Origin of the sequence: Burkholderia sp. BCC1047 (assembly GCF_902833155.1) — a bacterium.
Lineage (GTDB): Bacteria > Pseudomonadota > Gammaproteobacteria > Burkholderiales > Burkholderiaceae > Burkholderia > Burkholderia sola.
Window position 1 is genome coordinate 1 of the sequence record NZ_CADFEH010000044.1, and the last position, 9150, is coordinate 9150.

A 9150-nucleotide genomic window follows, 5' to 3' on the forward strand; every position below is an offset into this window, starting at 1 on the left:
CCCGGGAAACCCTTGCCTTCGGCTAACTCTTCCCCTTGCCGGGCGAGTAGAGGACTTTCACCTCCAAGTAAGTGCGCCCTGCCGGGCGCACCCAAAAAGAAAGCGCGCATGCGTTGCCGCATGCGCGCTTTCACCCCCTTCTGTCGGCCGCTGAAGCGTTACATCTTCACTTCGTCGAGCAGCGACTTCTTGCCGCTCTTGTAGTTGTACAGCGAAATCACGCCGTGCTGCAGGTCGCCCTTCGCGTCGAAGGTCGTCGTGCCGATCACGCCCGTGTACTTCGTCGCCGGCATCGCCGCGAGGATCTTCGCCGTGTCGGTCGAGTTCGCACGCTTCATCGCGTCGGCGATGATGTACACGGCGTCATACGTGAACGGTGCGTAGATCTGGATCGGCTGGCCGAAGCGCTTCTCGTACTTCGCCTTGAACGCCGCGCCGCCCGGCATCTTCTCGAGCGAGGCACCGGCTTCCGAGCACACGATGTTGTCGGTCGCGTCGCCGGCCAGATCGGCCAGCTTTTCCGTGCACACGCCGTCGCCCGCGAAGATCTTCGCGCGCAGGCCGAGCTGCTTCGCCTGTTTCGCGAACGGGCCGCCGGTGGCGTCCATGCCGCCGTACATGATCGCGTCCGGGTTTTCGCCCTTGATCTTCGTCAGAATCGCGCGGAAGTCGACCGCCTTGTCGTTCGTCGCGTCATGCGACATCACCTTCAGGCCGAGCGCCTTCGCCTTCTTCTCGAACTCGTTCGCGAGACCCTGGCCGTACGCGGTCGAATCGTCGACCACCGCCACGCTCTTGATGCCCTTCGAGTGCGCGTAGTTCGCCAGTGCCGGGCCCTGCTGCGCATCGGTCGCCACCACGCGGTACGTGGTCTTGAAGCCTTGCTGCGTGTAGGCCGGGTTGGTCGCCGACGGCGAGATCTGCACGATGCCCGCATCGCTGTAGATCTTCGAGGCCGGGATCGACGTGCCCGAGTTCAGGTGGCCGACCACCGCGACGACCTTGTCGTCGACGAGCTTCTGCGCAACCTGCGTCGCCTGCCGCGGGTCGGCGGCGTCATCCTGCGGGTCGAGTTGCAGCGTGATCTTCTGGCCGCCGATCGTGAGACCCTTCGCGTTGATCTCCTCGACTGCGAGACGCGCGCCGTTTTCGTTGTCCTTGCCCAGGTGTGCAATGCCGCCCGTCAACGGCGCGACGTGGCCGATCTTGACGACTTGATCGGCGGACGCGTTGCTTGCAGCTGCAGCGCACAGCATTGCCGCTGCGGTGATCGGCAACAGCTTTTGCATCTTGATATTCATGTAAGTCTCCAGTTCGGTCCCAAAAAACGCCATCGCCCGGTGCCCCGCTGCCATCCCCGTGTTTGCAATCACTGGACGATTCGCCGGTTGCATCCTTCATGCACTTGGCCTCAAGCACGTGAAAACCGCCGCTTTTAGCAGCCGCCCGCTCGTACTTGCGCGCAAGTGTAGGTGATCAAATTAATTTGTGGGACTTTTTTAGGATAGTGGTAACACTACCGATATGCGCGCTTTGGAAGGATGATTCGAATCGCGCTGCAAGCCCCGGCGGATAAGGGTTTCCGCTAATTTCGGCGCACTGTCGAAAGGTCGTTTCAAGCGAGTCGCGCAGGCATTTCGATTCGGTATTTTGTGACCTGGATCATTGAATGAAACGCGCGTGACACCCCGCGCGTTTCGTCGCCCCACATGAACGGTTCAAGCGGCCGAAACGGTGTTCAGGCAGCCGATGCGCGCCATTCCGCATCGAGCGCGGCGACCAGCTGCGACGTCGTCAGCGCATCGCCGCGCCGCCGCGCGAGCGGCGCGCCCTGGCCGGCCCACAGCGACAGGTAGTCGCCGTCGTTCGCGCGCGCGGCCGCCTGCCGCAGCGGCTGGGTCAGCGCGTTCTGCACCGGATACGGTGGGACGTCGGCCACGTGCTCGCCGAGCCGCGCCATCAGCGTGTTGCGCAGCCCGCGTGCGTGACGGCCGGTGATCGCACGGGTGACCTGCGTCGACGTATCGGCGCTCGCGAGCAGACGCGCCTTCCAGTCCGCGGCGATCGCGCTTTCCGCGCACGTAAGGAACGCGGTGCCGAGTTGCGCGGCCTGCGCGCCAAGCGCGAGCGCGGCCGCGATGCCGCGGCCGTCCATGATGCCGCCCGCGGCCAGCACCGGCAGGCCCGTCGCGTCGACGAGCTGCGGGACGAGCGCGAGCGTGCCGATCAGCGCGTCGTCGGCGGCACCGATGAAGGTGCCGCGGTGGCCGCCCGCCTCGGCGCCCTGCGCGGAGATCGCGTCGGCGCCGGCCGCCTGCCACGCGAGCCCTTCGGCCACGTGCGTCGCGGTGCCGATCACAAAGGTGCCGGCGGCTTTCAGGCGTGCGACGTCGGCCGCGTCGAGCACGCCGAACGTGAAGCTCGCGACCGGCACGCGCAGCGCGACGAGCGCATCGAGCTGCGCGCGGAAATCGGGCGCGTAGCGCGCGGGCGCCGTGCCCGGCGGCAAGCCGAGCGTGGCATTGAGCGGGTCGATCGCCGCCAGCGCGCGCGCGACGGTCGCCGCGTCGGGCGCGGCTTCATCGGGCAGCACGAACAGGTTGATCGCGAACGGGCGATCGGTCGCCGCGCGGATCGCGGCGACTTCGGCGTCGATCCGTTCGGGCGCGAGCGCGCCGGCGCCGAGGCTGCCGAGCGCACCGGCATTCGATGCGGCGGCGACCATCGCGGTCGTGGTCGCGCCGACCATCGGCGCCTGCACGAGCGGCAGGCGCAGGCCGAAGCGTGCGGAAAAGGGCGTGGAAAACGAGCAGGCAGACATGGCGAATCCCTCGATGACGATGCGCGAAAGCGCTTTGTAAAGGCCGACCCATCGACTCTATCGAAGCGGCGCGGCGCCGAAAAATGAAAAATCGAGATCGAAACGATCGCGGCGCGAGAACCGCCCGCGTGCGCTGCAGCACCGATCGATTGGTGGCACACTAGGCCGCCCTCTTTCACCCTCGGGGCGCCTTGCGCACCCCGCACGCAGGAGTTCAGAACGTGACTGCCCAATGGATCGACATCCCGACCGGTAACGACAGCTTCGGCGGCTATCTCGCCCTGCCCAAGCGCGGCAAGGGCCCTGCCGTCATCATCATCCAGGAGATCTTCGGCGTGAACGCGCACATCCGCGCGGTCGCCGATCAGTACGCGGCCGACGGCTTCGTCGCGCTCGCGCCGGACGTATTCTGGCGCACGCAGCCGCGCGTCGAGCTGACCTACGAGGGCGCGGATCGCGACAAGGGCATCGAGCTGCTGAAGAAGACCGACGTGGGTCTCGCGGTCGCGGACATCGTCGCGGCGGCCGACGCGTTGCGCGCGCGCCCCGAAGTGGCCGGCAAGCTCGCCGCGATCGGCTACTGCTTCGGCGGCCAGCTCGCGTATCGCGCGGCCGCGACCGGCAAGCTGGATGCGGCGGTGGCCTATTACGGCGGCGGCATCCAGAACGCGCTGGACCTCGCCGGCCAGGTCACGCAGCCGATCCTGTTCCACTACGCGGAAAACGACCACGGGATTCCGCTCACGGCCGTCGATCAGGTGAAGGCCGCGTTCGCCGGCCGCGGCAACGCGTCGTTCCACGTGTACCCGGGCGCCGAGCACGGCTTCAACTGCACGGACCGCGCGTCGTACAACCAGCGCGCCGCGGCGCTCGCGCACGGCCGCACGCTGACCTTCCTCGCCGAGCATCTCTAAAAAAGCCCGGCCGCGGGCCCGGCGCACCGGGCCCGCGTTATGCTCGCACCATCGCCACGAGTCACAACGGGGGTGACCGCGATGCACTCGGACTATCTCGCGCATGACGCAATCGGCCTCGCCGCGCTCGTGCGCGACCGCCACGCCAGCCCGCGCGAACTGCTCGACGCCGCGATCGGCCAGGCCGAAGCGGTGAACGGCGCGATCAACGCGATCGTGCTGCAGGACTACGAAGCCGCGCGCGCGCGTGCGGCGGCCGCGCCCCAACCCGGCGCCGACGCGCCGTTCGCGGGCGTGCCGTATCTCGTCAAGGATCTCGGCGCGGCGGTCGCCGGGCTGCCGCTGTCGATGGGCAGCCGGCACTACCGGTACTTCGTGCCGGTCGACGATTCGCCGGTGATCGCGCGCAGCCGCGCGGCGGGCCTGAACGTATTCGGCAAGACCAACACGCCCGAGATCGGCCAGATGCCGTACACGGAACCGGAACTGTTCGGCGCGTGCCGCAACCCGTGGAATCTCGACCACACGCCCGGCGGATCGAGCGGCGGCGCGGCGGCGGCCGTCGCGGCCGGCATCGTGCCGCTCGCGCATGCGTCCGACGGCGGCGGCTCGATCCGCATTCCGGCATCGTGCTGCGGGCTGTTCGGGCTGAAGCCGAGCCGCAACCCGGTGCTCGTCGACCTGCCGTCGAACGGCGAACTCGTCGTCCAGCACGCGGTGTCGCGCAGCGTGCGCGACAGTGCGCTGCTGCTCGACGTGACGACCGGCCAGACGCTGCCGCCCGGCGCGCCCGGCACCTTCCTCGGCGCGCTCGATACGCCGCCCGGCCCGCTGCGGATCGGCCTCGTCGTCGATCCGATGCTCGCGCCGGCGCTCGCCGACGACACGCGCGCGGCGCTCGACGACGCGGCCGCGCTGCTCGAATCGCTCGGCCACCACGTCGAGCCGGCGACGCTGCCGATCGACTACGCGCGCGCGGCCGAAACCTTCCTGACGCTATGGGCGACGATCGCCGAGGACATGGTGCTCGGCGCACGCGCGCTGACCGGCCGCACGCCGCGCCGCGGCGAATTCGAGGCCGCGACGTGGGCGATGGCGGTGGTCGGCCGGCGTCTCGCGCGCACGCGCCTGCCGGACGTGCTCGAATGGCAGCGCCAGCTCACCGTGCAGGTCGCCGGTCTCGTGTCGCGTTACGACGCGATCCTGTGCGCGTCGCTCGCGGGGCCGCCGGTGAAGATCGGCGAATTGCAGCCGACGCCGTTCGAATCCGCGCAGATGAAGCTGCTTGCCGCGCTGCCGGTGAAGCCGCTGCTGAAGGAAATGCTCGCGAAATCGTCGGAGAAGGCGTTCGCGTGGGCCGGCTGCACCGAGCTGTTCAACCTGACCGGGCAGCCGGCGATGTCGGTGCCGCTGTACTGGAATGCGCGCGGGCTGCCGATCGGCGTGCAGTTCGCCGCGCGCCACGCCGACGACGCGCTGCTGCTCCGGCTCGCGCGGCAGCTCGAACAGGCACGGCCGTGGTTCGACCGCCGTCCGCCGCTGATGCAGGCGCAGCGCTGATTCGGCGACGTGCGCCACGCGGCATGCGCGGCGCGTCACGATAAAAAGGCCCCGCCGGCGCAAACCGGCGGGGCTTTCACGCAGGCAACCGCGTGACGGCGCTCGTTACACCGCGAGCCGTTCGCAGATCGTCCGCGTGGCGGTCGCCAAGTTCAGCGTGTAGAAGTGCAGCCCCGGCACGCCCGCGTCGATCAGGCGCTGGCACAGGTTCGTGACGACGTCCGCGCCGAACGCGCGAATCGACTCGCGATCGTCGCCGAAGCTCTCGAGCCGGCGCGCGACCCAGCGCGGCACTTCGGCGCCGCACATCTCGGAGAAGCGCATCAGCTGCGAGAAGTTCGTGATCGGCATGATGCCCGGCACGATCGGCACGTCGACGCCGAGCTTGCGCGTATCGTCGACGAAGCGGAAATACGCATCCGCGTTGAAGAAGTACTGCGTGATCGCGGAATTCGCGCCGGCTTTCACCTTGCGCGCGAAATTCTCGAGATCGGCCTTCGGCGAACGCGATTGCGGGTGGTACTCCGGGTAGCCGGCGACCTCGATGTGGAACCAGTCGCCATGCTCGGCGCGGATGAAGCTGACGAGCTCGGACGCATAGCGCAGCTCGCCGACCTCGCCCATCCCCGACGGCAGGTCGCCGCGCAGCGCGACGATGTGCCGGATGCCGTGCGAGCGGTACTGGTCGAGGATCGCGCGCAGGCTGTCGCGCGACGAGCCGATGCACGACAGGTGCGGCGCGGCCTCGAGGCCGTCCTTCTGCATGTCGAGCACGGTATCGAGCGTGCCCTGCTGCGTCGAGCCGCCGGCGCCGAACGTCACGGAGACGAATTTCGGCTTCAGCGGCAGCAGCTGCGCGCGCGTGGCGCGCAGCTTTTCGACGCCGTCCGCCGTCTTCGGCGGGAAGAATTCAAACGAGAGTTCGATCGGTTTCATGATTCGATGGGGTTGAGCCTGCGCCCGCTCGCCGTCAGCCGATGTCGCGCTGGCCGAAGATCAGGGCGGACAGCAGCCACGACACGATGCTGTACAGGATCGAACCGAAGAACGCGGACCAGAACCCCGACACCTCGAAGCCCTTCAGCAGCGACGACGCGAACCAGAAGCACAGCGCGTTCACGACGAGGATGAACACCCCGAGCGTGACGATCGTGACGGGCAGCGTCAGCAGGATCAGCACCGGCCGGATCACCGTGTTGATCAGCCCGAGCACGACCGCGACGATCAGCGCGGTGCCGAAGCTCTTGATGTGGATCGACGGCACGAGGTACGTGATGATCAGCAGCGCGAGCGCGTTGATGACCCAGGTGAGGATGACGCTCATGGAGGGCTCCGGTTCGGTTGTCGATCGGTACGATCGGTGAGCGCCGCCGCGCCGTGCGCCCGCCACGGGCGCGCACGGTGCGGCGGCGGCCGCGCATCAATAGCGGTAGTGGTTCGGCTTGAACGGGCCGTCCTTCTGCACGCCGATGTACGCAGCCTGCTCGTCCGACAGCACCGACAGGTTCGCGCCGATGCGCGCGAGGTGCAGGCGCGCGACCTTTTCATCGAGATGCTTCGGCAGCACGTACACCTTGTTCTCGTACTCGTTGCCGCGCACGAACAGCTCGATCTGCGCGAGCGTCTGGTTCGCGAACGAGTTCGACATCACGAACGACGGGTGGCCGGTCGCGCAGCCGAGGTTCACGAGGCGGCCTTCGGCCAGCAGGATCACGCGCTTGCCGTCCGGGAAGATGATGTGGTCGACCTGCGGCTTGATGTTTTCCCACTGGTACTGGCGCGTCGACGCGACGTCGATTTCGGAGTCGAAGTGACCGATGTTGCAGACGATCGCGTTGTGACGCATCGCCTTCATGTGATCGTGGTTGATCACGTGGTAGTTGCCGGTCGCCGTCACGAAGATGTCGGCCTTGTCCGCCGCGTATTCCATCGTCACGACGCGGTAGCCCTCCATCGCCGCCTGCAGCGCGCAGATCGGATCGATTTCGGTGACCCACACGGTCGCGCCCAGGCCGCGCAGCGATTGCGCGCAGCCCTTGCCCACGTCGCCGTAGCCCGCGACGACCGCGACCTTGCCCGCGATCATCACGTCGGTCGCGCGCTTGATGCCGTCGACGAGCGATTCGCGGCAGCCGTACAGGTTGTCGAACTTCGACTTCGTGACCGAATCGTTCACGTTGAACGCCGGGAACGGCAGGCGGCCGTCCTTTTCCATCTGGTACAGGCGGTGCACGCCGGTCGTGGTTTCCTCGGTCACGCCCTTGATGTGCGCGAGGCGCTTCGAGTACCAGGTCGCGTCGACGTCGAGGTGCTTCGCGATCGACTTGTACAGCGCGACTTCTTCCTCGTTGGTCGGCTTCGCGATCACCGAACGGTCCTTCTCGGCCTTCGCGCCGAGGATCAGCAGCAGCGTGGCGTCGCCGCCGTCGTCCAGGATCATGTTCGCGAATTCGCCGTTCGGCCATTCGAAGATGCGGTGCGAGAACTCCCAGTATTCGTCGAGCGACTCGCCCTTGAACGCGAACACCGGCGTGCCGGCTTCGACGATCGCGGCCGCTGCGTGATCCTGCGTCGAGAAGATGTTGCACGACGCCCAGCGGACGTCCGCGCCGAGCGCCTTCAGCGTCTCGATCAGCACGCCCGTCTGGATCGTCATGTGCAGCGAACCGGCAATGCGCGCGCCCTTCAGCGGCTGCTGCGCCTTGTATTCGTCGCGGATTTGCACGAGGCCCGGCATTTCGGTCTCGGCGATGTTCAGTTCCTTGCGGCCCCAGCCGGCCAGCGCCATGTCGGCGACGACGTAATCGTGGGAAGCCTTGGAATCGATAATGGCGTTCATCACGCCCTCCTTTCTAAAAAGTTTCTAGATTGGTGACGTGAGCGCCGTTCAGGAAGCGGGGCCGGCGCGACGGTCGCTCAAAACGATCGCCGCACGGCTGCTTGGTGAAGCCTTCCGAGCCTGGCGGACGCTGATGGTCCGTCGCAACGCTCCTCGGAAAACGGAGGGGATTGTAGCAAATCGGCGCGCGAAATGCGCAACGACGACGCGTCGGCACGAGACGCGCGCGGCGCGGGCGCGCGCGGCCGTGGCCGTGGCCGAAGGGGCAGGACTTCGGGGTCAGGACTCCGCGCCGACCCAGGCCTGTTCGCGCAGCCGTGCGCGCAGGCGCGCGACGGCCTGGCTGTGCAGCTGGCACACGCGCGATTCGCTCACCTCGAGCACCGCGCCGATTTCGCGCAGATTCAGACCCCGTTCGTAATACAGCGACATCAGCAGCTTCTCGCGCTCCGGCAGCCGCTCGATCGCCTCGACGAGCGCCTCGCGCAGGTGCTCGTCGAGCAGCGCCGACAACGGATCGGCATGATCGACGCGATAGCGGTCGAGGAACGGCTCGTCGTCGGCCGCGCGATCGAAATCCTCGTAATAGATGAGCTGGCTGCCGTGCAGGTCCTGCAGCATCCCCTGGTATTCGTCGAGCGGCATGTTCAGGTGCTGCGCGATCTCGGTCTCGCTCGCCGAGCGGCCGAGATGCTGCTCGACCTGGTGCACCGCGTGCTCGACCTCGCGCGACGTCTTGCGCAGGCTACGCGGCAGCCAGTCGTTGCTGCGCAGCTCGTCGAGCATCGCGCCGCGGATGCGCTGCGTCGCGTAGGTCTCGAACTGCGCGCCCTGGTCTTCCTTGTAGCGGCCGGCCGCGTCCATCAGGCCGATCATGCCGGCCTGGATCAGATCGTCGAGATCGACGCTCGCCGGCATCTTCGCGACGAGCTGCAGTCCGAGGCGGCGCACGAGCGGCGCATATTGCGCGAGCACGTCGGCCTGGGACATCTTTCCTTGAGCGTTGTACATCATGG

At 67.5% G+C, this 9150-nt stretch carries 8 protein-coding genes and 1 riboswitch; of the genes, 2 read left to right on the plus strand and 6 right to left on the minus strand.

The window, feature by feature from the left end; genetic code table 11:
- Window positions 1–158 precede the first annotated feature (158 nt).
- Together HWX55_RS31590 and HWX55_RS31595 are read right to left on the minus strand one after the other, a co-directional pair.
- Complete coding sequence (locus HWX55_RS31590) at window positions 159–1301, minus strand: branched-chain amino acid ABC transporter substrate-binding protein (protein WP_050011830.1); 1143 nt, start codon at window positions 1299–1301, stop codon at window positions 159–161.
- A gap of 437 nt (window positions 1302–1738) precedes the next feature.
- Complete coding sequence (locus tag HWX55_RS31595; RefSeq protein WP_175978572.1) at window positions 1739–2821, minus strand: nitronate monooxygenase; 1083 nt, start codon at window positions 2819–2821, stop codon at window positions 1739–1741.
- 221 nt (window positions 2822–3042) lie between these two features.
- On the opposite strand from HWX55_RS31595, the gene HWX55_RS31600 reads away from it, so the two are divergent.
- Together HWX55_RS31600 and HWX55_RS31605 are read left to right on the plus strand one after the other, a co-directional pair.
- Window positions 3043–3735, plus strand: coding sequence for a dienelactone hydrolase family protein (locus tag HWX55_RS31600; RefSeq protein ID WP_050011828.1), 693 nt, complete (start codon window positions 3043–3045; stop codon window positions 3733–3735).
- A gap of 81 nt (window positions 3736–3816) precedes the next feature.
- Entirely contained in the window at window positions 3817–5295 is a 1479-nt protein-coding gene (locus HWX55_RS31605) for an amidase family protein (protein ID WP_175978603.1), read from the plus strand.
- A 105-nt stretch (window positions 5296–5400) separates the two neighbouring features.
- Here HWX55_RS31605 and metF read toward each other — a convergent pair whose 3' ends face one another.
- The 4 genes from metF to HWX55_RS31625 all read right to left on the minus strand — a co-directional run bounded on the left by metF (window position 5401) and on the right by HWX55_RS31625 (window position 9148).
- The gene (gene metF, locus HWX55_RS31610; protein ID WP_175978573.1) at window positions 5401–6231 is read right to left on the minus strand and encodes a methylenetetrahydrofolate reductase [NAD(P)H]; all 831 of its coding nucleotides are present in this window, start codon (window positions 6229–6231) and stop codon (window positions 5401–5403) included.
- Between the two features lie 34 nt (window positions 6232–6265).
- Window positions 6266–6619 carry a phage holin family protein gene (locus tag HWX55_RS31615; RefSeq protein ID WP_011882923.1) on the minus strand — a complete coding sequence of 118 codons (354 nt, stop codon included), beginning with the start codon at window positions 6617–6619 and terminating at the stop codon, window positions 6266–6268.
- 96 nt (window positions 6620–6715) lie between these two features.
- Window positions 6716–8134: an adenosylhomocysteinase gene (gene ahcY / locus HWX55_RS31620; protein WP_175978574.1), complete on the minus strand. Its 1419-nt coding sequence runs from the start codon at window positions 8132–8134 to the stop codon at window positions 6716–6718.
- 32 nt (window positions 8135–8166) lie between these two features.
- Window positions 8167–8295: riboswitch (S-adenosyl-L-homocysteine riboswitch) on the minus strand.
- 118 nt (window positions 8296–8413) lie between these two features.
- Window positions 8414–9148 carry an RNA polymerase sigma factor FliA gene (locus HWX55_RS31625; RefSeq protein WP_006484033.1) on the minus strand — a complete coding sequence of 245 codons (735 nt, stop codon included), beginning with the start codon at window positions 9146–9148 and terminating at the stop codon, window positions 8414–8416.
- Window positions 9149–9150 lie beyond the last annotated feature (2 nt).

Excerpts from the sequence above, each read along its gene's own strand:
- HWX55_RS31615 (WP_011882923.1), bottom strand. The coding sequence starts at position 6,619 with ATGAGCGTCATCCTCACCTGGGTCATCAACGCGCTCGCGCTGCTGATC.
- HWX55_RS31590 (WP_050011830.1), bottom strand. The coding sequence starts at position 1,301 with ATGAATATCAAGATGCAAAAGCTGTTGCCGATCACCGCAGCGGCAATG.
- metF (WP_175978573.1), bottom strand. The coding sequence starts at position 6,231 with ATGAAACCGATCGAACTCTCGTTTGAATTCTTCCCGCCGAAGACGGCG.
- HWX55_RS31625 (WP_006484033.1), bottom strand. The coding sequence starts at position 9,148 with ATGATGTACAACGCTCAAGGAAAGATGTCCCAGGCCGACGTGCTCGCG.
- HWX55_RS31605 (WP_175978603.1), top strand. The coding sequence starts at position 3,817 with ATGCACTCGGACTATCTCGCGCATGACGCAATCGGCCTCGCCGCGCTC.
- HWX55_RS31595 (WP_175978572.1), bottom strand. The coding sequence starts at position 2,821 with ATGTCTGCCTGCTCGTTTTCCACGCCCTTTTCCGCACGCTTCGGCCTG.
- ahcY (WP_175978574.1), bottom strand. The coding sequence starts at position 8,134 with ATGAACGCCATTATCGATTCCAAGGCTTCCCACGATTACGTCGTCGCC.